Here is a 23448-nt window from a genome sequence, read left to right as displayed (position 1 = left end):
AAGGAGAAAAATTGAAGGAAAAAATCGAAGAAAGACTAAAACAAGTTATATATCCAGGCTTTAAAAAAGATATAGTTAGTTTTGGTTTTGTAAAAAAAATTGAATCAAACGAAAATCAAGCTCATATAGTAGTTGAAATTGTTTCAGCTAATGCTCAAATCGCACAAGAGCTTAGACTAAACATCGCAAATGCTTTAAAAGATTTAAATTTAAGGCTTAATTTAGAAATCATTCAACCAAAAATTCCTGAAGAAAAAAGCAATTCAAGAAGTGGTAAAAATATCGCTCCACAAATTAAAAATTTCCTTATGATTTCAAGTGGTAAAGGTGGGGTAGGTAAAAGTACTACAACTTTAAATTTAGCGATTTCTTTAGCTAAAATGGGCAAAAGAGTAGGGCTTTTAGATGCGGATATTTATGGGCCAAATATACCAAGAATGTTAGGTGAGAGTAAAAGCAAGCCTGAAATTGTAGGTCAAAAAATTCGTCCTATTTTATCTCATGGGGTTTATATGATGAGTATGGGTGTGCTAATAGAAGAAGGTAAAGGTTTGATGTGGCGTGGTTCTATGATTATGAAAGCAATTGAGCAACTTTTAGCTGATGTGCTTTGGCCTGAACTTGATGTATTATTGCTTGATATGCCTCCAGGAACTGGTGATGCGCAAATTACCTTAGCTCAAAGTGTGCCAGTGAGTGCAGGTGTGTGTGTAAGTACTCCTCAAGTAGTGTCTTTAGATGATAGCAAAAGAGCGCTTGATATGTTTGAAAAATTACACATTCCTGTTGCAGGTATTATAGAAAATATGAGTGGCTTTTTATGCCCTGATAATGGCAAAGAATATGATATCTTTGGTAAAGGCACCACAGAAGAAATGGCAAAAGCTTATAAATGTGAAGTTTTAGCTCAAATTCCTATCGAAATGAGTGTAAGAGAAGGTGGAGATAGTGGTAAGCCTGTAAGTTTTTATATGCCTGAGAGTGTAAGTTCAAAAAGATATTTGCAAGCTGCTGAAAAAATTTGGGAATTTATAGAAAAGGTTAATCAAGAAGGTAAAGTAGATAATTCAGCTATTCAACCTGTAATGAATGGCAAAAGTGCGTGCTCGCAATAAGGAGAAAATATGCCAATAGAAAGTAAAGAAGAATTTTTAAATTTAATCAAGCAAATCGAACAAAGGATTAATTATAAAAAACCTAAAGCTTTTGCTATAGCAAGGCTTGATCTAAGTCAAGTTGATCCTAGTAAAAAACTTCAAGCCAATTTTGGTGTGATTAATTTTGAGCAAAATTATGCTGCTGCAGCTGTTATGTTTGAAGCTTTTTTTAGAAGAGGGGTTGATGTTGATTTTAATGAAAGTGAGTTTGTGGCTACTTTAATTAAAGAAGATTTGGATTTTGCACTTGAATGTTTTGCGCCATTTTTGCAAGAGCAAGGCCATAAAAATATAGAAGCAATCAAAGCAGCAAAGGAAAATTTTAGAGAAAATGCTTTTTCTTTTGTTTGTATTTTTGAAGATGAGGCACCAAAAAGTTTAGAAAGTGTGTATTTAAAACTTTATTTGCTTTCCAATAAAAAAGTACCTTTGAGAAGTTTAAATTTAACAGGCGCTTTTGGGATTTTACCAAATGTTGCATGGAGCGATAATAAGCCTATTGATTTGGACTTTTTAAGAGAAAATGAGATTGATTTAAAAATGAGTGGAAGGTATCCAAGGATTGATTATGTAGATAAATTTCCAAGATTTTTAGCTCATGTTATTCCTGAGGATAATACTAGAATTTTAGAAAGCTCTAAAGTGAGAATGGGGGCGGTTTTAGCTGCAGGTACTACTATAATGCCAGGGGCTGCTTATGTGAATTTTAATGCAGGTACAACTGGAGCTTGTATGGTAGAAGGACGTATTAGTTCTTCAGCTGTTGTTGGCGAAGGTAGTGATGTAGGAGGCGGTGCTTCTATACTTGGTGTTTTAAGTGGTACAAGTGGTAATGCTATTAGCATCGGTAAAGCTTGTCTTTTGGGTGCAAATTCGGTTACTGGAATTCCTTTAGGGGATAATTGTATCGTTGATGCGGGTATTGCTGTTTTAGAAGGGACTAAATTTGCTTTAAAAAATAAAGAAGAACTTCAAAAAATCAACCCTGATTTTAAATTTGATAAAGATATATACAAAGGTTTAGAATTAGCAGGATTAAATGGCTTACATTTTAGACAAGACTCTCAAAGTGGAGTGATGATAGCAGCTTTAAACAAAAAAGCCGTAAAACTTAATGAAGATTTACATTAATTCTTAGCCCTTATGGGTTAAGAATTTTAAATAATTCATGTAGTTTATAAATACACACGCTAGGATGATGTTTAATGCTTCCTGTGTGTAGTAAAATCTCCTTGCTACCTTTCTTATAAAGCTTTTGCACAAAATTAAAATTCCACCATTTGTAAGTTTTGAAATTTAAATTATGGGTGGTATTTATATGAAAATTTATATAAGAATGATTTTGAAAGTTTTGGTTTAAACCAGGTGCTTGAAAGGCATAGACTTCTTTTACCATACTAGGAAAGGTTCTTGCAAAAGCTTGAGCTAGATATCCTCCTAAAGAATGTCCTATAATGATGAGCTTTTTATCAATGGTGTATTTTTGTTTAAGTTGATTGTAAAAATACTGCATGGATTGAATTTGACCTTTTGGAGTTTTGTTAAGTAAAATCAAAAAATCACTATAAAGATCTTTAAAATCAAAACACAAAGGATTTAAATCACTCCCTGCAAAGGCTAAAATATAGTTTTTTCTTTTTTTATCATAAATAAAACTAGCCCTAAAACCCATTTTAGATTGAGGGTGTGTTTCGTTGATGTGTTCAAGTATTTCATAATTTTTTACAAATTTTAAAGCTAAAAATGCATTGTTTAAACCACCTACGGGGATTTTTTCTTTTTTATAAAAAGGATTAGTTAAAGCTTTTATAATGGCTTTGTGTTTTTGCAAACCTTCTTTTTTTAAGCTTTGATTTAAATATGCATTAGCACAATAAGCTACCAAACTATAATCATATAATTTTTGCAATAAATTGATATTTTTTTCAAAATGAGTACGAAGTTTTAATAAAAGTAGTTTTTCTTGGGAAGTTAAATTTGTTTTTTGACTTAAAGCAATAAAGCTTTGTAAGTCAAAAAACATTATAAATTCTTACATAGAGCAAGTATTTTGGATAGTTGAATTAAGCATCCAAAGAACTTTTTCATATTTTGCAATATTTTCTTGAGCAAATGCTGCTGTTGTAGTGTCACTTGCTTTTTCAGCTTCTTCATTTAGCTTTTTAAATTCAGCCAAAAGATACTTATAATCTTCTCTAATAAGCTCTAAAACTTCTACTGGAGTAAAGCAATCTTTTTGAGCCTTAGGTGTTTTTGCATTTTCTAGTAATGTTTTTGAACAAACGATAGCTTTTTCTCCTAGTTGTAAAGCTCTCTCAGCACAATCATCAAAAAGTTCTGCCATTTCTTCATAAGCTTTTTCTGTATATTCATGAATTGAGAAAAACTGTAAACCTTTTACATTCCAGTGATAATTATGAAATTTAATCCATAAACTATGAGCATCCGCTTGTAATTGTAATAATTGTTTTGTTACTGACATTTTATCTCCTTTTTTTATTTTTAAAATTATAACATAAAATTCTTAAATAAGAATAATTATTATCTAATAAATTTTAATGTTAATAATTATTATATTTTCATTATACTCTTTTTTTACAATAAAGCAAATTTATTTACTTAACATATTTTTGAGTATTAATTTTCCTACCTCTACGCCAGGTTGATCATAAGTATTAATTCCAAGCATAATGCCACATGCAGAAGTAAATAACTCATAATAATACATCAAATACCCACAATGATAAGCATCTAATTTTTCAAGTTCTATTACATCAACACTTAAATTTTCAGCAATTAGCGCATGCATGGTTGCATCACATTGCGCGTTTAAAAGATCATGTAAATTAACTTCATTAGTAAAATCACAATTTTGTAAATGATTAAAGCTTATATTTGGGATACTAGGAGATTTTTGACTATCTTTGATTTTTAAAAAAGTAACAGTTTTATCTTTAGGCCCATCCATGATAAGCTGCAAAAAGCTATGCTGATCTCTAGCGCCAATTAAAGCAATAGGAGTTAAACCTATACGTTTAAAGCCTTGTTTTTTACCTAGACTTTCAGCAATTAGTTGAATATACCATTCATTAAAACCTTTAAAAGCATCTCCATAAGAAAAAAGCACATTAATATGCGCACTTTTATGCGTGCAATAATGATAAGCCTTTTGCAAAATTTGATCACATTTTTTCTCAAAAAAATCCACATAACAAGCTTTTGCACCTTCTAATAAGGCTTTAGTATCATATCCACAAAAGCTCAAAGGAACAATACCAATAGCAGATAAAACACTAAATCTACCACCGACATTTTTAGGTATAAAAAAGCATTTTATGTTTAATTCTTCTCCTAGTTTGTGAAGTTTTGATTCAAAATCAGTAATAAACACAAAGTTTTCGTGTAAATTTTCATTTTTAAAATCAAAATGAGCAATGATGAGTTTAAATAAAGAAATCACCTCTATAGTTGTGCCTGATTTACTTGCTATAATGAAAAGTGTTTTTTGGGGATTTATTTTTTGCATAGTTTGGGTAAAAGTATGTGAGGAGGTATTGTCAATAATAAAAAGTTTTTTTTCTTCGATTTGATCAAATAAAAGCTCTTTTAAAGCTTTAACCCCACAACTTGATCCACCCATACCTACTAAAACAATATTTTCCATATGAGTTTTAGTAGCGATAAATTCTTTACTTTCTTTGATTAAATCAAAGCTTGTATCTACTAAGTGATAATACCCTATATCGCCACTTTCTAGTTCATCATTCATTCTATTTGCATAAGCGGTGATTTTTTTAAAATCTTGGGTTTTAAAAAATAAAGTATTATTTAGCATTTTTACTTTTCTCATAAAAATAATTTGTCGCTTCCACAAAGCCTTCTACGCTTCCACAATCAAACCTTTTTCCTTTAAATTTATAAGCTAAAACCATATTATTAGTTGCTTGTGAAAGTAAGGCATCAGTTAGTTGAATTTCTCCATTTTTACCTGCTTTGGTATTTTCTAAAATGCCAAAAATATCAGGCGTTAAAATGTATCTTCCTATGATGGCTAAGTTACTTGGAGCATCTTTTGGATCAGGTTTTTCTATCATAGAATTTACCATGATCAAATCCTCTTCCACAGCATTTCCAGCTATAACTCCATAGTTTGAGACTTGATCAGCTTCAACCTCCATCACAGCTATAACAGAGCAGCGGTATTTTTCATAAATTTTTACCATTTGAGCTAGGACATTTACCCCATCTTCATTTACGCATAAATCATCTGCTAAAATTACCCCAAAAGCTTCATCTTGCACTAAAGGTTTTGCTTTTAAAACCGCATCTCCTAAGCCTTTCATTTCATTTTGTCTTGTAAAAGTAAAGGTACAACGATCTATGAGTGTTCTTATTTCACTTAAAAGATATTCTTTTTTAGTGCCTGCAATTTGGTGTTCAAGTTCATAAGAAATATCAAAATAATCTTCCAAAGCTCTTTTTCCACGCCCTGTAACAAAGCCCATAGTTTCCATACCAGCTTCTAAAGCTTCATCCACACCATAGTGAATTAAAGGTTTTGTCAAAATTGGTAGCATTTCTTTAGGTAGGGTTTTTGTAGCAGGTAAAAATCTAGTACCATAACCTGCTGCAGGAAAAATACAAGTTTGAAGCATAGTTTATCCTTAAATTTTTATAAGTTGTTTTGATTATAATTTTATTTAAATATTATAGCTAAATTAAGGAAAATATGAAAACCATTGATCAAATTTATCAAGCAAAAATAGAAATCAAAAAATCAACTTTTTTGTCTTTTTTATGTCCTTTTGAAGATTTTCAAACTTTAATGCAAAAGCTAAGAAACGAGCATTTAAAAGCCGTGCATTTTGTATATGCTTATAGGTATTTAAATGAATTTGATCAAATCATAGAAGATAAAAGCGATGATGGTGAGCCAAAAGGAACTTCTGCCATGCCTTGTTTGAATGTCTTAAGAGGGGCTTTGCTTGTTAATTGTGCGGTGATTGTGGTGCGTTATTTTGGAGGGATTAAACTTGGTACAGGTGGTCTTGTAAGAGCTTATAGCGAAGCTACAAATGAAGCTATTTTAAATGCAACGCTTTTAGAATTTGAAGCTAAAAATATTTTAATTTTAAACATTCCTTTTCATCTTTATGCAAGATTTGAGCATTTTTTAAATAAAAATAACATTTCATTTGAAAAAAAATTTCAAGAAAATGTTGAACTGGTTTTAAGTGTTAATGTAAAAGAAGAAGAGGAATTTAAAAAATTTGCAAAAGAATTTGAATTTAGCGGACTTATTTGGAAGTAAGCGTTTGCTTACTTCATTTTTATAAAGAACTTAAAAGATCTTTTACCATATCTTTTTGCGGCTCTTGTTTTTCTTCTATATTAGCTTGCATAGGAGTTTCGTTTTGTCCTCTAAAACGATAATTATAAATATTTGACATATTTGAGCTAAAAATTCCTGTGCTAAATTGATCTTGACTCATAGCTTTTGAAAAAAGCTCATCAAGTTTTATACTTTGCTCGTTTAAATTTTCACTATTGTTTTGACTAAGTAAAGACATAAAGTCTTCATTAGCTCCTTGAGCGCTTTTATAAGCACTACTTTGACCATACCCATACTCTTTAACCGATAAATTATCATGGTTAACTTGCATGCTTTCTCCTTTCAAAATATTACAAGGAAAAAACAAGCAAAAATCATTCCTTAATCGCCATGAGTTGGGTAGTATTCAGCTTCTATTTCATTGTTTTTAATAAACTCTTCTCTAGCTTTATTGCAGCGTTCATCCCTTAGTTTTCTATAAGCATTTCTACTTTCTAATTCTTGAGAAGTTAAAGGGCGATCTTCTAAAAATGAAATGTGAAAATAAGTATCATCTTCTTTGCTGAATTTTTCATAAAATTCAACATAGTCAAAATAATCTTTTTCGCTTTGAAAATCAATACTTTCTTCTACATAAATAGTTGGGCCAAAGCCTCTGTGATTTTGAGTAAAATGTCCAAAACCAGCTGCATATTTTATCTTAAACGAATTCATTCTAAACCTCCTAAAAATTCGTCATAACTTCCTTTAAAGTCTGTTAATTTCCCATCTTCTAAAAACCATATACGATTAGCAAAAGCGCTAATTAGCTCTCTATCGTGGCTTATACATATCACACAACCTTTGAAATTATACAAGGCTTCACCTAATGCAATGATACTTTCAAGATCTAAATGATTATCCGGTTCATCTAAAAGCAAGAAATTTCCACGCTCTAACATTAATTTTGAAAGCATTAAGCGGTGTTTTTCACCTCCACTTAAACTAGAAGCCATTTTTTCTTGATCACTTCCACTAAAAAGCATTCTACCAAGACATTTGCGAATTTCATCCAAATCTTTGAATTTTTCACTCATTAGCCATTCATAAAGTTTCAAATCTTCATTAATTAAATTCGTTGTATCTTGTGAAAAATATCCCATTTCTATGGTGGCACCAAGGTGAATGTGGCCACTATCAGGTTCTAATTTTGATGCGATGATTTTAGCTAAAGTGCTTTTTCCGACACCATTTGCGCCAATTAAGGCTATTTTATCACCTTTTTCTAATTTTAATTCTAAATTTTCAAATAAAGTTTTATCATAAGCCTTGCTAATACCTTTTAATTCTAAAACTTCATTTCCTATTTCTCTATTTGTTCTAAAAACTATGCTAGGATCACGCCTGCTTGAAGTTTTAATCTCTTCAAGTTCAAGTTTTTCTAAAGCTTTAGCCCTGCTTGTAGCTTGTTTGGCTTTTGAAGCATTAGCGCTAAAACGACGTATGAAATTTTCTAATTCTTCTCTTTCTTTTAAAGTTTTATCGCGTTTGAGTTCAGCTTGTTTAGCAAGTAAGGTTGAAGCCATATACCAATCATCATAATTTCCAGCAAAATCACGTATTTGTTTAAAATCTACATCTAAAATTCTTGTACAAACTTTATTTAAAAAATGTCTATCATGGCTAATTACTACTAAAGTTCCCTCATGTCTTAAAAGCTCATTTTCAAGCCAAGAAATAGCTTCTAAATCAAGGTTGTTTGTAGGCTCATCTAAAAATAATACATCAGCACCTAAAAATAATACTTGAGCTAATAAAACTTTAAATTTATCCGCACTTTGTAAAGTGCTCATGAGAGCATTAAAATCTTTTATATTTAAAGAACTAAGAATTTTTTCACATCTAAGCTCACAATCATAGTTTGGATCTTCTTCTGCTGTTATGATTTCAAGCTCGCTTAATCTATCATTGATTTCATCGGTAAATTCTTCACTCATATAAAGCTTTTCTTTTTCTTTTAGTGCATCGTATAATCTTTTATTTGCACACATTACCGCATCTTTGATAGTGTAGTTTTCAAAAGCAAATTGATCTTGTCCTAAAACAGCAATTTTTAAATTTGGATCTATGCAAATTTCTCCACTACTTGATTCTATTTCGCCTGAGAGAATTTTTAAAAAGGTTGATTTTCCTGCGCCATTTGCGCCTATAAGTCCATATCTTTCACCACGGTTCAATTTTAAATTTACATCTTCAAATAAAAGTTGGTTTGCAAAACGCATAGTGAGATTTTTTACTTCTACCATTAATATCCTTAAAATATTTTTGCTATAATTTTAACAAAAAAAGGTTTATTGTTTTGGATTTTTCATATTTATTGTTAAAAACATTGCCTAGTATGACTTTGGTTTTTAATATCTTAGCTTTATTTTTAGCTTATTTTTTTAAGCAAAATAAGATTTTTTTCTTGCTTTTGTTGATTTTATGTGCTAGGGCTTTATCTTTAGTAGCAAGTGAGTATCAAGCGCATTTGTTTATCTCGGTATTTTTACCTTTTTCTTTTGTGCTTTTTGTATTTTTACAAGATAGTAAACTTGTTTTTGAAAGAATTAATCTCATTAAATTTGTGTATTTAGCCTTTATGGGTTTTGTAGCGTTAATACTTAGCACAAGTACTAATTTTAATGCAAGCATTACAAGTGAGATTTTTGGCCTTTCAACACAATTTTTTAAACCTATTAGTGAGTTAAGTTTTTGTGTGTTTTGGGCGGGAATGATATTTTTATTATTTTCATATTTTAAAAATAATGATTTTCATTTTTTGCTAGCTTATATGGGCTTGAATGTGCAGTTTTTATTTTACAATAGTGTTGATTTGGGTTATTATGAATTTGCTTCTTTGGTGTTGGTAGGATTTTTAGCGTATAAAGCTTATAAAATAGCCTTTTTTGACACTTTAACCAATTTGCCAAATTTAAAAGCCTTAAGAAGATATGCTCAAGGGCTTGAAAATTTTCATTTAGCCTTGATTGAAGTAAAAAATATCAATGAAATTTATCATCAAAAAGGCTCAAAAATGGGCGAGTTTATAATGCATGAATTTGCTAGGATTTTAAAAAAAGCTTTACACGCTAGGGTTTTTAAAGATGATAAGGATTATTTTATTGTTGTATTTGAAAATGAAAATATAGCCTTTGTGCAAAGCAAGCTTCAAATGCTTGAAAATTTTATGCAAAAATATAGTTTTGAATTGAAAGAGCAAAATGCAAAATTAGAAATTAGACTTTGTTTATCAAACAAAAATGAAAACATAGAAGAAAGTTTAAAACAAGCAAAATTAGAAATTAGAAAACAAAAGGATTAAAATGTTAGATTTGATTTTTAGAGAGTATGACATAAGAGGGCTTTACCCAAGTGAGTTAAATGAAAAAAGTGTAAAAGCCATAGGCTATGCCTTGGGTTTAGAAATGAAATCAAGAGGTTGTGAGAAAGTAAGTGTGGGCTATGATGCAAGATATAGTGCAAATGAACTTTTTAACTATTTAATCAGCGGTTTAAATAAAGCTAATATGCAAGTTTTCAATATAGGTTTAGCACCAACTCCTATGGGGTATTTTAGCTTGTTTTTTGATGATATTTTTGATGCAAATATCATGATAACAGGCTCGCATAATCCAAAAGAATACAATGGCTTTAAAATCACGATTAACAAAGAAAGTTTTTTTGGTGCTGATTTGAAAAAACTTTCTTTAAAAGTGCAAGAGTATTTAGAACTTGAAATCAATGATGATTTAAGATATGAAAATTATGATGTTAAAAGCTTATATATAGACTTTTTAGCTAAGCATTTTTCACATCTTAAGGGCTATAAAGAAAAAATCATTATTGATTGTGCAAATGGAGCTACTGGAGTGATTATAAAGCCTTTGGTGGAAAAATTAAATCTTAATGCACAAATTTTATTTGAAAATCCTGATGGAAATTTCCCAAACCACGCGCCAGATCCAACAGAACTTGAAAATTTACACACATTGCAAGTTACGCTAAAAGAAAATGAAAACGCAAAAATGGGCTTTGCTTTTGATGGAGATGGAGATCGTTTAGTAGTCGCAAGTAAAGACTATGTATTTAAGGGCGATGAACTTTGTTATTTATTTGCTAAAAATATAAAAAATCCTAGAGTTTTAGGTGAAGTAAAATGTTCTAAAAATCTTTTCGATGAGGTAGCCAAATTTGGTTTTATCATGATGGGTAAGACCGGGCATTCTAACATTAAAAAAATGATGAAAGAGCAAAATATCGACATAGCAGCAGAGCTTAGTGGGCATATTTTCTTTAAAGATAGATATTTTGGTTATGATGATGGAATTTATGCATTTTTAAGAACCTTAGAGCTTTTAGCAAATGGTTTTGATATAGAAAAATTAGTTAAAGAGTTACCAAAACTTTATGCAAGTGAAGAGATTAAGCTTAAGGTTAGTGAGGAAAATAAATTTCAAATTATAGAAAAATTTAAAGAAAAAGTAAAAGCAAGCGCTTTTGAAAATGTGCTTGATTGTAATGAAATTGACGGAGTTAGAATCACCTTTAAAGAAGGCTGGGCACTTTTGCGTGCTTCTAACACAAGTCCATATCTTATCATGCGCACTGAAGCTACAAGTGCTGAATTTAAAGACTTTTTAGAATCAAGAGTAAAAGAACTTTTTGAAGAAATATCAAAACATATTTAATATTTTAGGAGTTTAGTTATGTTGTTTAATTTATTTAACAAAAAAAAGAGATTTTGTGTTTCTGAAAATACCAATAATAGAATGGAATTTTGGACACATTTTTTAAAAGATAAAAACATAAACACTATGGCTGAAATAGGAGTTTGGAAAGGTGATTTTTCATCTCATATTTTAAAAAATATTAAGAATATAAAAACATACTATATGATAGATCCTTGGGGGGGGGTATCTAAAGAAATATGGAATAAACCATTTAATATTTCGCAAAAAAAATTTGATCTTGTTTATAATGAGGCGCTGTCAAAAACATCTTTTGCGAGGGATAAAATAAAAATATTGCGTCAAACTACAAGTAATGCCGTAGATAATATTGAAGATGAAGAGTTGGATTGTGTTTATATCGATGGAGATCATACTCTTAGAGGAATAACTATCGATTTAATTAAAATCTACCCTAAAATAAAATATGATGGGTATATTTGTGGAGATGATTTGAGTGAAAATTTGTTCCAACATGGAAGAGATTTTGAACCTACTATGGTTTTTCCTTATGTGATATATTTTGCAGAGGCAATGGATCTAGAAATCGATTTATTACCTTATAATCAATATGTTATTTATAAAAGAAAGAAAAACTCTTTTAAGCTTAATAATTACACAAATCAATATAAAAACATAAATTTGAAGGATAATTTGTTATTAAGATAAAAGAGCTTGCATAAGCTCTTTTACATCAATATTTTTTGTGTACAAATATGCTCTTAAGAGTTTAGGGATTTTTGCTTTTCTATAAATTTCTTTAAATTCTTTTGGCATTTTCTCACAACTTATAAAAGGAAAAATCAAAACTTTTTCTTGTATATAAACAATGCCTATTTTATGTGAAATCACTCCATCGCCTTTTAATACTTCTTGTCTTTGTTTAGCGCTTAAAAGCACTCCAAGCTTTTTAAAACATTTTGCGATTAAACTTTCATCTTTATGAGTAATGTAAATATTTTTAAATTCATAAATATTTTCTTCTTTTAAGTCTTTTTCTAAGTATTTAAAGCTCTTTTTTACTCCATTTGGATAAAGCTTTAAAAACTCATTAGCGAAATTCTTGCGTATAAAATTTCTAAAATATTTTTCATCATCATTACTCTCATCATGAAAATAAGTGATATTGTTTTCTTTTAGATAGTTTGAAATTTCTTCTTTTGGAATTTCAAGCAAGGGTCTTATGATGGTAAAATATTTTCTTTTTTCAATATCTTTAAAACCAAGTAATTCTCTAAGCCCTGCACCTTTGGAAAATTGCATTAAAAACCATTCTAGTTTATCATTTAAATGATGAGCTAGTAAAAGATTATCATAAGAGTGATTTTTGCAAAGCTCTTCAAAAAACTCATAACGCAAAGCTCTTGCATGGGCTTCGAAATTTTTTATTATCTTGGGTGCAGTTTTGATATAAATTTTTTTATGAAAACGCTTGGCTAATTCTTTGGCACTTTGTTCTTCTTTATCGCTATTTTTGCGAGTTTTGTAGTTTATAAAAGCAAGGTCAAAATCTACATTTTTTTCTAAAAGCATGAAAAATAAAGCACTAGAATCACTCCCGTGAGAAAACGCTAAAAGATTTTTCCCTTGCTTTAAATGATTTAAATATTTGCTATCAATCATCAAGCTTTCTTAAAGCTTTAGCAATGAGTTTTTTATCTAAGCTCTGTGTGATTTCACACTCATAAAGCTCACCCATTTCTAAATTTCCACAATCACTTTCATTGATGAGAATTTCTCCATCTATATTTCTATCCCAACGCAAATCTTTTGCGCCGATGAAAAATTCTCCTTCAGAGCTTTGACCTTCACAAAATGCTAAGGTTTTTTTGCCAACTTGTTGATTAAAGCTTTTTTCTATGCAATCATCGACGATTTTTTCTATCACTTTTAATCTTGCATTGATGATTTTACTAGGAATTTGCTCCATTTCAAAAGCTGCAGTATCTTCTTCTTTAGAATAAGCAAAAACACTAATTCTATCAAAACCAAATTCTTTTATAAAAGTGCATAATTCTTCAAAGTCCTCATCACTCTCTCCAGGGTGTCCTACTATAAAACCTGTGCGTAAAAATGAATTTGGAGCTTGTTTCATTAAATTTAAAAGCTCGATTAATTTAGCTTTGTTAGCTCCGCGTTTCATGATTTTAAGCATATTATCACTGATGTGTTGTAAAGGCATGTCAAAATAATTTACAAAAACTTTTGATTGAATGATTTTTTCTATCACTTCTTTACTAATGCTTGTTGGATATAGATATAAAATTCTAGCAGCCTTTACACCTTGGATATTTTCTATAGCCTCAATAAGCTTTAAAAGTCCATCTTTTTGACCTTGATCAAACAAATACGAACTTGTATCTTGAGCGATAAAAGAAAAGTCTTTATAGCCTTTTTTAACAAGTTCTTTTACTTCATTTACAATGCTTTCTAAGCTTCTTGATTTGAGTTTGCCTTTAAAACTTGGTATAGCGCAAAATGAACATTTTTGATTGCACCCTTCAGCTATTTTAATAAAAGCGTGATAATTTGATCCTGTGATCACACGATTGGTATTTTTATCTTGCAAGTAAGTAGAATTTGAAAAAAGATTAGTTTTTTTAAGTATCATTTCATCAATCTTTTCATAATCTCCCACACCGGTAAAAAGATCAACTTCAGGTAGTTCTTTCATTAATTCCTCGCGGTAGCGCTGCATTAAACATCCTGTTACAACCAGCAACGAATCCTTTTTTCTTTGCTCGTGTAAATCTAAAATCGCATTTATGCTTTCTTTTTTAGCACTATCTATAAAGCCACAGGTATTTACAATCAAAACATCAGCTATGCTTGGCTCATCGCAAATTTCATAATCACTTAATCTTCCAAGCATGATTTCACTATCAACTAAATTTTTATTACAACCTAAAGACATTAAAAAAAGTTTTGGCATATTTCTCACTTTAAATGTTTTATTTTTTTGCTAAAATTATAAGATTAAATTATATCAAAAATTAGAAAGAAAATTTTTATGGATAATTACGAATACAGCGAACTTTTAAAAAAATTAAAAAACAAAGTTGGAAATATCGCTTCTATCATCAAGCCTGAAGAGATAAAAGCAAGATTAAAAGAAATAGAAAATTTAGAAAATTCTCCTTCTTTTTGGAGTGATGTAAAACAAGCAGGCGTTATAGGTAAAGAAAAAACTAAAATTTCAAATTTACTTAAAAATTATGAAAATGCAAATAATGCTTTAAATGATGCAAGCGAGCTTTTTGATCTTGCTAATAGTGAAAATGACTTAGATACTATAGAAGCTTTATTTGAAGATGCAAATAAGCTAGAAGATCTTATCGTAAATCTTGAAATTTCTATGCTTTTAAGCGGGGAAAATGATGGTAAAAATGCCATAGTTTCCATTCACCCAGGTGCAGGCGGAACGGAGAGTAATGACTGGGCTAGTATGCTTTATAGGATGTATTTGAGATTTTGCGAAAGAGAAGGTTTTAAAGTGGAAACACTTGACTTTCAAGAAGGCGAAGAAGCAGGACTTAAAGATGTTAGCTTTTTAGTAAAAGGTGAAAATGCTTATGGGTATTTAAAAGCTGAAAATGGCATTCATCGTTTAGTAAGAACTTCTCCATTTGATAGTGCAGGACGCCGTCATACGAGTTTTTCTAGTGTGATGGTTTCTCCTGAACTTGATGATGATATAGAAATAGAAATTGAAGAAAAAGATATAAGGATTGATTATTATAGAGCAAGCGGAGCAGGTGGACAACATGTTAATAAAACTGAATCAGCAGTGCGCATAACTCATATGCCAAGTGGTATAGTAGTGCAATGTCAAAACGATAGAAGCCAACACAAAAACAAAGCCACAGCCTTTAAAATGCTAAAATCACGCCTTTATGAGCTTGAGCTTATGAAACAACAAGATGAAGCAAATTCAAGCGAAAAAAGTGAGATAGGTTGGGGGCATCAAATCCGCTCTTATGTGCTTTTTCCTTATCAACAAGTTAAAGATACACGCTCAAATGAAGCTTTTTCGCAGGTTGATAATATCTTAGATGGGGATATTAAAAAAATCATAGAAGGTGTTTTAATAGCGCAAAAAGCACAAGATTAATACTACAAAAGGATATTAAATGGAAAAAATTCTAGTTTGTGTAGATGTTTTAGAGCCTTGTAGGGAAAGTTTGCATTATGGAGTGTATTTAGCTAAAAAGCTAGATTTACCTTTAATGTTTTTATATACTATAGAACCAAATTTTACTAATGCTGAATTAGCTTGTAGTTTTGGTATAGGTGCTAGCGGGTGTGTGATTGAAGATTTAGTAGAAGAGCAAAGCCAAAAAAATGAAAATCTTTGCAAAAAAGGGCAAAGAATTTTAGAAGAATTTTGCACTTATGCAAAAGAACAAGGCGTAAAAGAATGCTTTAGTGTGCAAAGAGATGGAGATTTAGAAGAAGTTTTAAAAGAATATAATGATCAAATAAGATTAGCCATAGCAGGTTTAAAAGGCGGAGGTAAGAAAAACAAAATAGGCATTCATGCAGAAGAATTAGTAAGAGCTTTAAATGTGCCTATTTTGCTTGTAAATTCTGCTTTTAAAGAGATTAAAAGTGTGATGATGGCTTATGATGGGAGTAATTTGGCTAAAAAGGCCATAGAACAAGCCATTAAAAGACCTATTTTCAAAGAAGCAAAGCGTTATGTGGTAAATGTATCTAAAGATGAAAAAGCTTCTTATGAGTTATTAACTCAAGTAAGTCAAATTTTTAAAGAAGCAAATTTAAATGTACAAATTCAGCATTTAAATGGAGAGATTACTCAGGCTTTATTTGATTTTGGTGAGCAAAATGATATAGATTTATTGATTATGGGAGCTTATTCACATCACTGGTTAAAAAGTATTTTATTTGGTAGTTTGACAAATGATATTTTAACTAAGGCTAAAAAACCTTTATTACTGATTCGCTAATGTTACACCATAGACTTTTAAATCATTATATTAGTATTTATCATAAAAGCACCAAACAATTTCTCTTTGTTTGGACTTTACTTGCTATGGTGCCTTTGTTTTGTAGTTTTTTATTTGATGAACTTGCTATTTATGCAACAGGTAAAATTACTTCCGAAATTTTATTTTTAATTTTAAATATTATTCCTATTATGGTGGCTGTAGCATTGATGGTTTTTTTGCTTATTAGTGTTTGGGCTGCTTTTAGTGGAAAGATTAATATTAAAGAAAAATTTTTTATTATTTTATATGCATATGTTTTGATATGGTTTGCGTATGGAAATTTGTATTATTTTTCTTGTGATGTAGATAATTACAATAGAATGTTAATTGCTACTCAAAAAAATGAAAATTTAGATATTGCGGATTTGCAAGAAAAAGTTATAGAAGTGCAATTTCAAACACCTATAAGAGGAATTCATAATTTTTGGTCTTTAAATGATGAGTTAAAACCTCAAATTCAAAATAGAATAAAAGGTTTGGTTGATTGTTATTATTTTAGCGGAGTTACTATGCTAACGATAGGCTTTGGTGATGTAACGCCGGTTAGTTCTTTGCTAAGATTATTTAGCGTATTTCAAGGATTTTTAGGGCAGGTTATTGTTGTGATTGCTATGGGGCTTTGGATTAATCAAGTAGGTAAGCAATAGCTTACCTTATAATTAATATTTTATAGCGTATTGATTTTGTATTTCTTCATGTCCTAGTATTTTTTGGATATTGCAATTTTTATTAATATCTAATTTTTTAACATCATAGTGAAAATTAGTACAATTATGCAATAAAAATGCCATTGTTTTAGCATTATGTACATCCCATCTTGATAAATCTTGATCAAATTGTTTGCAATTTTCAAACATATGTGCCATTGTAATGGCATTATGCACATCCCAATTTTCTACTTTATGGTTAAATTTAAGACAATTACAAAACATATATTTAGTATCTTTTACATTTGACATATTCCAATAAGATAAGTCTTGATCAAAAGATTCACAATCAAAAAACATTCCTTCCATGTTTTCAACATTTTTAACATTCCATTTAGAAATATCATGATTAAAGCTTTTGCAGCAATAAAACATATAAGACATATCTTTAACATTTGATACATCCCATTTTTCTATACCATCAAAGTTAGTTCTAGTGGAATAATAGAATAAATAAGACATATCCGTAATTAAGCTTACATCGATTTCATCTAAGGCAATAAGCTCTTCTCTAACAAGAGCAACTAATTCACATTTAGTTTTAGGCGTAAACATGTTAGCTCCTTTTTGGATGTTTATTACAATATAATTATAATATTATTTAAATATAAAGTAGAAAAAATAAATATTAAATTAATAAAAAAGTATAAAATACTATAATATGTTTCATAATGAAACATATTATAAATTTAATAGGAAAATTAAGCTAATTGATATAAAGATTAACCATATAAAAAGCAACAATGCCATTAAAAATGGTTTAAAACCTGCATTTTTTAAAACATTTTTATGGATATTTACTCCCAAAGCTACCATAGCCATAGAAAGCAAAAGTGTATCTATAGTTTGTATGCTTGGTTTTATATAATTAAGTGCAAAATCTGTATTTAATATTTCAAGTGAGCTAATACCACAAGCAAATAAAAACCACAAAGCAAAATAAGGAATATTTGCTTTAATGGAAATTTTTTCATTATTTTTGCTTAGAAATTTCAATGAAAAAAGACTTAAAAAAATCAAAAAAGGTACTAGCATTAAAACACGCATCATTTTTTCTATGACAGCACCATCTCCTGCTTGCACAGCTTCACCTGCTGCAACAGCATGTGCAACTTCATGCAAGCTTGCTCCCATGAAATACCCCATTTGCTTTAAACTAAAAAAATCAAACCAGCCTAAATTCCAAGCCAAAGGATATAAAAACATCCCCAAAGTTCCAAACACAACCACAGTGCAAACTGCCACGCCAACTTTAGCAGAGCCACCTTTAACAATGCTTTCACTAGCCATCACAGCAGCTGCTCCACAAATGCTTGAGCCACTACTTATAAGTATGCTTTCTTTAAGATCAAGTTTAAATAATTTTCCCAGTAAAAGTCCCATAAAAAAGGTAAAAAACACCACTAAAAATGCTAGCAAAATCCCATTTAATCCAACTTTTTCTAAATCATTAAAAGTAATTCTAAAACCATAGAGTATAATCCCAAGTCTTAAAATTTCTTTTGTTGCTATGCTTAAAACTCCTGATTTTTTGAGTAAATTTGCATTTTGATGTGCTAAATTTCCTATTAAAGCTCCCAAAATTACGGCTATGATTAAAGCTGAAATTCCAAGATTTTTAAAAAAATTAAGCTCAGAAATAGCAAAAGCACAAAAAGCAAGAGTAAAAAGCAGTAAAAAAGCTTCAAATTTTCTATGTTTATATATATTTTTATGCATGAAATTTTCCTTTTTTATTTTTTTGTAATCTTAGTGATTTTTTTATGATAAGTAAAATTAATTTTATTTGATATAATGATTAAAAATATTTATCAAAAGAGTGCTTATGACTTTTAAACAAATAAAATATTTTCAAGCCTTGTGTAGAAATTTAAACTTAAGAGCTTGTGCTAAAGAATTAAATATAACTCAATCTGCTTTGTCTTTAGCTATATTTGAACTTGAAAAAAGTTTAAACACCAAGCTTTTTGATAGAAATGCTAAATTTTTAAGCTTAAATGAAAAAGGAAAGATTTTTTTAAAACAAATCGCTCCTTTAATTTTAGAATTTGAGCGCATAGAAAAAGCAATGCAAGATGATCAAAGCTATGAAATAAGTATGAAAGTGAGTCAAAATGTAGGTACTTACTTACTAGGATCTTTTTTAGATCAAAAGGCAGAAAATATCAAGTTAAATTTGTCCTTGGATAATAGCCAAAATATCATCAAAGATATTTTAGATAAAGAAATAGATATAGGTTTGATTGAAGGGATTTGCAAAGATAAAGATATAAGAAAGATTAAAATTTGTGATGATGAGCTTATTGTAGTGAGTAAAAATGACTTAAAAAAAGAAATTTTCATAGATGAATTAAAGGATTTTAAATGGTTAAGTCGTGAGCAAGGTTCAGGTGCAAAAGAAGTGTTTTTAAATGCTTTACCTAAAGATGTAAAGCTTAATTTAGTCTATGAGCTAAACTCAACTGCTATGATAAAAGAGTTAGTTAAAAAAGGTGATTTTTTAGCAGTTTTACCTAAATTTAGCGTCAAAGAAGAGCTTGAAGCTAAAAGCTTATTTGAAGTGAGATTAAAAAATTTTAAAATTTCAAGAGAGCTTTGTTTGATTTATCATAAAAATAAAGAGCCAAGCAAGAAATTTATAAATTTATGTGAGTTTTTAAAACTTTGCATTCAAAAAGATTTAGTTTAGCTCTTGAATGCATTTTTTAAAAAGCTCCCCTCTTTCTTCATAGGATTTAAACTGATCTAAGCTCGCACAAGCAGGGCTTAGCAGGGCTACTTCATCATTAGTTAAGTTTTGATTGATTTTTTCTACTGCTTTAGGTAAAAACTCGCAAAAATGTGCTTTTAAATTAGCATTTTTAGCGTATTCAAGCATTTTATTAGTGCTTTTTCCTATGGCATAAAGCTCTATATTAAGCTCTTTCATAAAAGCAAATAAAGCACTTAAATCCACTCCCTTATCATCCCCACCTATGATAAGATGAATTTTTTTATCCTTATAGCGTTTAAGAGCAGCTAAACTAGCATCCAGATTAGTCGCTTTAGTATCATTTACCCAAAGTCTATTTTTATGATCAAATATTTCTTCAAGTTTATTTTTTTCTATTTTAAACTCGTTTAAAAGCTCATAAGAACAACGATCTAGTATGATTTTTTCTATACTTAAGGCAATAAGTGCATCAAGTAAAAATGGGGTTTTAAAATGAATTTTTTCTAAGTCAATTTGCATTTTTTTAGCTAAATCGTGCTCATCTTCATAGCTTATAATATAAGCATGGGTTGGATAAGCTTCATATTTTTTAGGTAAAATTACCACATCATTTTCATTCATTCTTTCAAGCACACTAAGCTTTGCTCGCTCATAATTTTCAAAGCTTTTGTGCCAAGAAAGATGATCAGGTGTGATAGGTAAAAGTGCATAAATTTCAGGTTTAGCTATTTTGGTGTAAAAAAGTGAAAAAGATGAGCTTTCTAAAATCCATAATTTAGCACTAATATCCATTTGTGCTAAAGGAGTTCCTATGTTTGCTCCCATTTGTGCATTGATGTGTTTTAAAAGATGGTGTGTCATTTGAGTGGTGGTGGTTTTGCCATTTGTTCCACTTATCCAAACGCTTTTTGGCATGCCATCATAAAAAAAATCATACTCGCTGCTTAAATTTCTTGCTTGCTGTATGAGATGATGATCGCTTGGAAAACCAGGGCTTGGAATTTCTAAGTCACTTTTTAAAGGATCAAATTCACAAGGTGGTAAAAGTGTATTGCCAAATTCATCTTTACTTATACTTGTAAAATGATCATCATAAATATCGCAATTTCCAAAACGCTGCGCAAAAGCTTTGGTTGTTTTTCCGTATCCAAAAAGTGAAATTTTCATTATCTTAACTTTATACTAATTAATGCAATGATATTTGCAAGTAAGGCTATCATCCAAAAACGCACGATGATTTTATTTTCCACCCAACCTATTTTTTCAAAATGATGATGAATGGGTGCCATTTTAAAAACTCTTTTATTAAAGATTTTAAAACTTCCTACTTGTAAAATCACTGAAATAGTTTCTAAAACAAATACAAAACCTATAAGCAAAAGTAAAATTTCATTTTTACTTACTATACCAAGATAACCTAAAAAAGCTCCTATACTTAAACTCCCACTATCTCCCATAAAAACTTGCGCAGGATAGCAGTTATACCACAAAAATCCCATAAGCGCACCAACTAAAGCCGCGCTTATTACCACAAGTTCTCCTAGGCCTTGAATTTTAGGTAAAAATAAATAAGAGCTATAAATAGCATTTCCGCTTAAATACAAAAAAGCACCAAGGCTTAAAAGAGAAAATATAGAAGGCACAGTTGCAAGCCCATCAAGTCCATCGGTTAAATTCACAGCATTAGAGCTTGATACAATAACTAAAATCCATAAAAACAACATAAACATACCACCATCAAAAATAGCATGCTTGTAAAAAGGTAAATAAAATTCAGTATTTATATCAAATAAATACAATAAACCAACACAGATAAAAGCAGCGCTAAATTGTCCTAGAAGTTTCATTTTTGGGCTTAGCCCTGCATGATTGTCTTTTTTTAAAATTTTCCCTAAATCATCCACTAAACCTATAGTGCAAAATAATACCAAACATAATAATCCAACAATTACAAAACTATTATTTAAATCAGCACTTAAAACACTTGCTATGATAGTAGCAAAGATAAAAACAAGCCCACCCATAGTAGGGGTGTGAGATTTAGCTTGGTGTGATTGTGGAGCGTATTCATAAATAGGTTGATTTGCTTTTTTATTTTGAGCCCATTTGATAAATTTTGGCATTAAATACAAACTCAAAAATAAAGCGATAAAAAATGCAAAACCAGCACGCACGCTAATATAAGAAAAAAACATATAATTTGTATATTCTGTAAGATAAAGCAAAATTTTAACCTTGTATTTGTTTTTTAAAAGCATAATTTTAGTAAAATCACATAAATAAATTATAAAAAAGAGTAAAAAATGAGTCAAAAATGTATTTTGATAATCACAGATGGTATAGGACATAATACAAATTCAAACTATAATGCTTTTTTTCATGCTAAAAAGCCAACTTATGATAAGCTTTTTGAAAATACCCCTAATGTTTTGATAAAAACAAGCGGTTTAGCAGTTGGCCTACCTGAAGGTCAAATGGGTAATAGCGAAGTAGGGCATATGTGTATAGGTAGTGGACGCATAATCTATCAAAATTTAGTTAAGATAAATAAAGCCATAGAAAATGATACTTTAAAAGATAATAAGGCTTTAAAAGAGTTATTACAAAAATGCAAAAGAGTGCATATTATAGGGCTTTATAGTGATGGTGGGGTGCATTCTATGCATACACATTTTAATGCGCTTTTAAAAATTTGTAAGCAAGAAAATAAAGAAGTTTTTGCGCATGCAATTAGTGATGGTAGGGATTGTCCTCCAAATTCAGGTTTAGAATTTATAAAATCTTTACAGGAATTTTGCGAAAAAGAAGGGATTAATTTTGCTTCTTTATCGGGAAGATTTTATGCTATGGATAGAGATAAGCGCTATGATAGGGTTAAGTCTTATTATGATGCTTTATTTGCTAAGGCACAAAAGTGTGATGATTTTGTGCAATTTATACAAAAAAGCTATGATGAAAATATTACAGATGAGTTTTTAACCCCAGTTATTAGTCAAAACTTTGATGGAATTAAGGCTGAAGATGGTGTGATTTTTATCAATTTTAGAAATGATAGAATGCGTCAATTAGTTGCTTCTTTAACCCAAGAAAGTTTTAATGAATTTCCAAAAGAAGTACTTGTAAAAAATGCTATTACTATGAGTTTGTATGATGAGAGTTTTAAACTGCCTGTGATGTTTGAAAAAGAAGAATTAAATAACACCTTAGCTTCTGTAATAGCTAATGCAAATTTAAGCCAACTTCACACAGCTGAAACAGAAAAATACGCTCATGTAACCTTTTTCTTTAATGGAGGAAAAGAAGAATTAGAGTGTAATGAAACAAGAGTTTTAATCCCAAGTCCTAAGGTAAAAACATACGATGAAAAACCTCAAATGAGCGCTAAAGAAGTCGCAGATGAAGTGATTAAGGGTATAGAAAATGGTATGGATTTTATCGTAGTAAATTTTGCAAATGGTGATATGGTAGGACATACGGGTGATTTTGAAGCTGCAGTTAGTGCGGTTGAATGTGTGGATGAGTGTTTGGGTAGGGTTATTGCTAAAGCAAGAGAACATGATTATGCTTTCATTATTACTTCAGATCATGGAAATTGTGAAGCGATGAGGGATGAAAAAGAAAATATGCTCACTAATCACACAACCTTTGATGTTTTTGCTTTTGTAGAAGCTAAAGGAGTAGAAAAACTTAAAGAAGGCATGGGGCTTAGTAATATAGCACCAAGTGTGCTTAAAATTTTAAACTTACCTATCCCAAAAGAAATGGATGAGGCTTTATTTTAA

General features: G+C 30.0%; 24 protein-coding genes. 11 read left to right on the top strand and 13 right to left on the bottom strand.

Annotated elements, in window-relative coordinates; all coding sequences use genetic code 11:
- Positions 1-11 precede the first annotated feature (11 nt).
- A complete protein-coding gene (locus tag L8U00_RS01375) occupies positions 12-1115 on the top strand; it encodes an Mrp/NBP35 family ATP-binding protein (protein WP_263708279.1) in 1104 nt (367 codons plus the stop codon).
- Positions 1116-1124: 9 nt separating this feature from the next.
- Positions 1125-2288, top strand: a complete 1164-nt coding sequence (locus L8U00_RS01370; protein ID WP_114640023.1) for a tetrahydrodipicolinate N-succinyltransferase N-terminal domain-containing protein — start codon at positions 1125-1127, stop codon at positions 2286-2288.
- A 10-nt stretch (positions 2289-2298) separates the two neighbouring features.
- On the opposite strand, the gene L8U00_RS01365 is transcribed toward L8U00_RS01370, so the two are convergent.
- From L8U00_RS01365 to galU, 4 genes are all read right to left on the bottom strand, one after another.
- Entirely contained in the window at positions 2299-3180 is an 882-nt protein-coding gene (locus tag L8U00_RS01365; protein ID WP_263708278.1) for an alpha/beta fold hydrolase, read from the bottom strand.
- Between the two features lie 9 nt (positions 3181-3189).
- Positions 3190-3639 carry a Dps family protein gene (locus L8U00_RS01360; protein ID WP_263708276.1) on the bottom strand — a complete coding sequence of 150 codons (450 nt, stop codon included), beginning with the start codon at positions 3637-3639 and terminating at the stop codon, positions 3190-3192.
- Positions 3640-3768: 129 nt separating this feature from the next.
- Positions 3769-4992, bottom strand: coding sequence for a glucose-6-phosphate isomerase (locus L8U00_RS01355; protein ID WP_263663653.1), 1224 nt, complete (start codon positions 4990-4992; stop codon positions 3769-3771).
- A complete protein-coding gene (gene galU / locus L8U00_RS01350) occupies positions 4982-5812 on the bottom strand; it encodes a UTP--glucose-1-phosphate uridylyltransferase GalU (RefSeq protein ID WP_263692516.1) in 831 nt (276 codons plus the stop codon). The genes L8U00_RS01355 and galU overlap by 11 nt, the downstream gene beginning before the upstream one ends.
- A gap of 74 nt (positions 5813-5886) precedes the next feature.
- On the opposite strand from galU, the gene L8U00_RS01345 reads away from it, so the two are divergent.
- Positions 5887-6468, top strand: a complete 582-nt coding sequence (locus L8U00_RS01345) for an IMPACT family protein (RefSeq protein WP_263708275.1) — start codon at positions 5887-5889, stop codon at positions 6466-6468.
- Positions 6469-6487: 19 nt separating this feature from the next.
- Here the strand turns inward: L8U00_RS01345 and L8U00_RS01340 are convergent, their stop codons facing one another.
- From L8U00_RS01340 to L8U00_RS01330, 3 genes are read right to left on the bottom strand one after another with little or no spacing between them, the layout of a single operon-like run.
- Positions 6488-6820: a hypothetical protein gene (locus L8U00_RS01340; RefSeq protein ID WP_263708274.1), complete on the bottom strand. Its 333-nt coding sequence runs from the start codon at positions 6818-6820 to the stop codon at positions 6488-6490.
- A gap of 50 nt (positions 6821-6870) precedes the next feature.
- Positions 6871-7203: a hypothetical protein gene (locus tag L8U00_RS01335; protein ID WP_039617462.1), complete on the bottom strand. Its 333-nt coding sequence runs from the start codon at positions 7201-7203 to the stop codon at positions 6871-6873.
- Positions 7200-8774 (bottom strand): ABC-F family ATP-binding cassette domain-containing protein, encoded by a 1575-nt coding sequence (locus tag L8U00_RS01330; protein WP_047207957.1) that lies wholly within the window; start codon positions 8772-8774, stop codon positions 7200-7202. Before L8U00_RS01330 ends, L8U00_RS01335 begins: the two co-directional genes overlap by 4 nt.
- A 53-nt stretch (positions 8775-8827) precedes the next feature.
- Here L8U00_RS01330 and L8U00_RS01325 point away from each other — a divergent pair, with 53 nt between their 5' ends.
- From L8U00_RS01325 to L8U00_RS01315, 3 genes are read left to right on the top strand one after another with little or no spacing between them, the layout of a single operon-like run.
- Positions 8828-9832, top strand: a complete 1005-nt coding sequence (locus L8U00_RS01325; RefSeq protein WP_263708273.1) for a GGDEF domain-containing protein — start codon at positions 8828-8830, stop codon at positions 9830-9832.
- Between the two features lies 1 nt (position 9833).
- Positions 9834-11198 carry a phosphomannomutase/phosphoglucomutase gene (locus L8U00_RS01320; protein WP_263708272.1) on the top strand — a complete coding sequence of 455 codons (1365 nt, stop codon included), beginning with the start codon at positions 9834-9836 and terminating at the stop codon, positions 11196-11198.
- 21 nt (positions 11199-11219) lie between these two features.
- Positions 11220-11906 (top strand): class I SAM-dependent methyltransferase, encoded by a 687-nt coding sequence (locus L8U00_RS01315; RefSeq protein WP_263708271.1) that lies wholly within the window; start codon positions 11220-11222, stop codon positions 11904-11906.
- Here the strand turns inward: L8U00_RS01315 and tilS are convergent.
- Together tilS and rimO are read right to left on the bottom strand one after the other, a co-directional pair.
- The gene (tilS, locus tag L8U00_RS01310) at positions 11898-12863 is read right to left on the bottom strand and encodes a tRNA lysidine(34) synthetase TilS (RefSeq protein ID WP_263708270.1); all 966 of its coding nucleotides are present in this window, start codon (positions 12861-12863) and stop codon (positions 11898-11900) included. The two genes, L8U00_RS01315 and tilS, sit on opposite strands and share 9 nt — an antisense overlap.
- Positions 12853-14169 (bottom strand): 30S ribosomal protein S12 methylthiotransferase RimO, encoded by a 1317-nt coding sequence (gene rimO / locus L8U00_RS01305; RefSeq protein WP_263708269.1) that lies wholly within the window; start codon positions 14167-14169, stop codon positions 12853-12855. Before rimO ends, tilS begins: the two co-directional genes overlap by 11 nt.
- A 78-nt stretch (positions 14170-14247) precedes the next feature.
- On the opposite strand from rimO, the gene prfB reads away from it, so the two are divergent.
- Genes prfB through L8U00_RS01290 form a run of 3 tightly spaced genes read left to right on the top strand, consistent with a single transcriptional unit; the run spans position 14248 to position 16893 of the window.
- On the top strand, positions 14248-15348 hold the full coding sequence (gene prfB / locus L8U00_RS01300; protein WP_039617474.1) for a peptide chain release factor 2: 1101 nt from the start codon (positions 14248-14250) through the stop codon (positions 15346-15348).
- 19 nt (positions 15349-15367) lie between these two features.
- Positions 15368-16204 (top strand): universal stress protein, encoded by an 837-nt coding sequence (locus tag L8U00_RS01295; RefSeq protein WP_263708268.1) that lies wholly within the window; start codon positions 15368-15370, stop codon positions 16202-16204.
- A complete protein-coding gene (locus tag L8U00_RS01290; protein WP_263708266.1) occupies positions 16204-16893 on the top strand; it encodes a potassium channel family protein in 690 nt (229 codons plus the stop codon). The genes L8U00_RS01295 and L8U00_RS01290 overlap by 1 nt, the downstream gene beginning before the upstream one ends.
- A 12-nt stretch (positions 16894-16905) precedes the next feature.
- Here the strand turns inward: L8U00_RS01290 and L8U00_RS01285 are convergent, their stop codons facing one another.
- Both L8U00_RS01285 and L8U00_RS01280 read right to left on the bottom strand, forming a co-directional pair.
- Positions 16906-17508 (bottom strand): BspA family leucine-rich repeat surface protein, encoded by a 603-nt coding sequence (locus L8U00_RS01285; protein WP_263708265.1) that lies wholly within the window; start codon positions 17506-17508, stop codon positions 16906-16908.
- Positions 17509-17634: 126 nt separating this feature from the next.
- Entirely contained in the window at positions 17635-18672 is a 1038-nt protein-coding gene (locus L8U00_RS01280) for a YeiH family protein (RefSeq protein ID WP_263708264.1), read from the bottom strand.
- A 106-nt stretch (positions 18673-18778) separates the two neighbouring features.
- Between L8U00_RS01280 and L8U00_RS01275 the strand changes: the two genes are divergently transcribed.
- Positions 18779-19642: a LysR family transcriptional regulator gene (locus L8U00_RS01275; protein ID WP_263708263.1), complete on the top strand. Its 864-nt coding sequence runs from the start codon at positions 18779-18781 to the stop codon at positions 19640-19642.
- Here L8U00_RS01275 and murD read toward each other — a convergent pair.
- Both murD and mraY read right to left on the bottom strand, forming a co-directional pair.
- Entirely contained in the window at positions 19634-20833 is a 1200-nt protein-coding gene (gene murD / locus L8U00_RS01270) for a UDP-N-acetylmuramoyl-L-alanine--D-glutamate ligase (protein ID WP_263708262.1), read from the bottom strand. The two genes, L8U00_RS01275 and murD, sit on opposite strands and share 9 nt — an antisense overlap.
- A complete protein-coding gene (gene mraY / locus L8U00_RS01265) occupies positions 20833-21891 on the bottom strand; it encodes a phospho-N-acetylmuramoyl-pentapeptide-transferase (protein ID WP_133319598.1) in 1059 nt (352 codons plus the stop codon). Before mraY ends, murD begins: the two co-directional genes overlap by 1 nt.
- A gap of 78 nt (positions 21892-21969) precedes the next feature.
- On the opposite strand from mraY, the gene gpmI reads away from it, so the two are divergent.
- Positions 21970-23448: a 2,3-bisphosphoglycerate-independent phosphoglycerate mutase gene (gene gpmI, locus L8U00_RS01260; protein ID WP_263708261.1), complete on the top strand. Its 1479-nt coding sequence runs from the start codon at positions 21970-21972 to the stop codon at positions 23446-23448.

It is taken from the genome of Campylobacter sp. IFREMER_LSEM_CL2256, assembly GCF_025771645.1.
GTDB lineage: Bacteria > Campylobacterota > Campylobacteria > Campylobacterales > Campylobacteraceae > Campylobacter_D.
Note: the sequence above shows the minus strand (reverse complement) of the source record. Positions and strands in the feature narration are given on the sequence as shown.

Bases quoted from the DNA above. Each gene is read 5' to 3' on its own strand.
- L8U00_RS01370 (WP_114640023.1), top strand. From the start codon at position 1,125: ATGCCAATAGAAAGTAAAGAAGAATTTTTAAATTTAATCAAGCAAATC.
- L8U00_RS01365 (WP_263708278.1), bottom strand. From the start codon at position 3,180: ATGTTTTTTGACTTACAAAGCTTTATTGCTTTAAGTCAAAAAACAAAT.
- L8U00_RS01360 (WP_263708276.1), bottom strand. From the start codon at position 3,639: ATGTCAGTAACAAAACAATTATTACAATTACAAGCGGATGCTCATAGT.
- L8U00_RS01355 (WP_263663653.1), bottom strand. From the start codon at position 4,992: ATGCTAAATAATACTTTATTTTTTAAAACCCAAGATTTTAAAAAAATC.
- galU (WP_263692516.1), bottom strand. From the start codon at position 5,812: ATGCTTCAAACTTGTATTTTTCCTGCAGCAGGTTATGGTACTAGATTT.
- L8U00_RS01345 (WP_263708275.1), top strand. From the start codon at position 5,887: ATGAAAACCATTGATCAAATTTATCAAGCAAAAATAGAAATCAAAAAA.
- L8U00_RS01340 (WP_263708274.1), bottom strand. From the start codon at position 6,820: ATGCAAGTTAACCATGATAATTTATCGGTTAAAGAGTATGGGTATGGT.
- L8U00_RS01335 (WP_039617462.1), bottom strand. From the start codon at position 7,203: ATGAATTCGTTTAAGATAAAATATGCAGCTGGTTTTGGACATTTTACT.
- L8U00_RS01330 (WP_047207957.1), bottom strand. From the start codon at position 8,774: ATGGTAGAAGTAAAAAATCTCACTATGCGTTTTGCAAACCAACTTTTA.
- L8U00_RS01320 (WP_263708272.1), top strand. From the start codon at position 9,834: ATGTTAGATTTGATTTTTAGAGAGTATGACATAAGAGGGCTTTACCCA.
- rimO (WP_263708269.1), bottom strand. From the start codon at position 14,169: ATGCCAAAACTTTTTTTAATGTCTTTAGGTTGTAATAAAAATTTAGTT.
- prfB (WP_039617474.1), top strand. From the start codon at position 14,248: ATGGATAATTACGAATACAGCGAACTTTTAAAAAAATTAAAAAACAAA.
- L8U00_RS01295 (WP_263708268.1), top strand. From the start codon at position 15,368: ATGGAAAAAATTCTAGTTTGTGTAGATGTTTTAGAGCCTTGTAGGGAA.
- L8U00_RS01290 (WP_263708266.1), top strand. From the start codon at position 16,204: ATGTTACACCATAGACTTTTAAATCATTATATTAGTATTTATCATAAA.
- L8U00_RS01285 (WP_263708265.1), bottom strand. From the start codon at position 17,508: ATGTTTACGCCTAAAACTAAATGTGAATTAGTTGCTCTTGTTAGAGAA.
- L8U00_RS01280 (WP_263708264.1), bottom strand. From the start codon at position 18,672: ATGCATAAAAATATATATAAACATAGAAAATTTGAAGCTTTTTTACTG.
- L8U00_RS01275 (WP_263708263.1), top strand. From the start codon at position 18,779: ATGACTTTTAAACAAATAAAATATTTTCAAGCCTTGTGTAGAAATTTA.
- murD (WP_263708262.1), bottom strand. From the start codon at position 20,833: ATGAAAATTTCACTTTTTGGATACGGAAAAACAACCAAAGCTTTTGCG.
- gpmI (WP_263708261.1), top strand. From the start codon at position 21,970: ATGAGTCAAAAATGTATTTTGATAATCACAGATGGTATAGGACATAAT.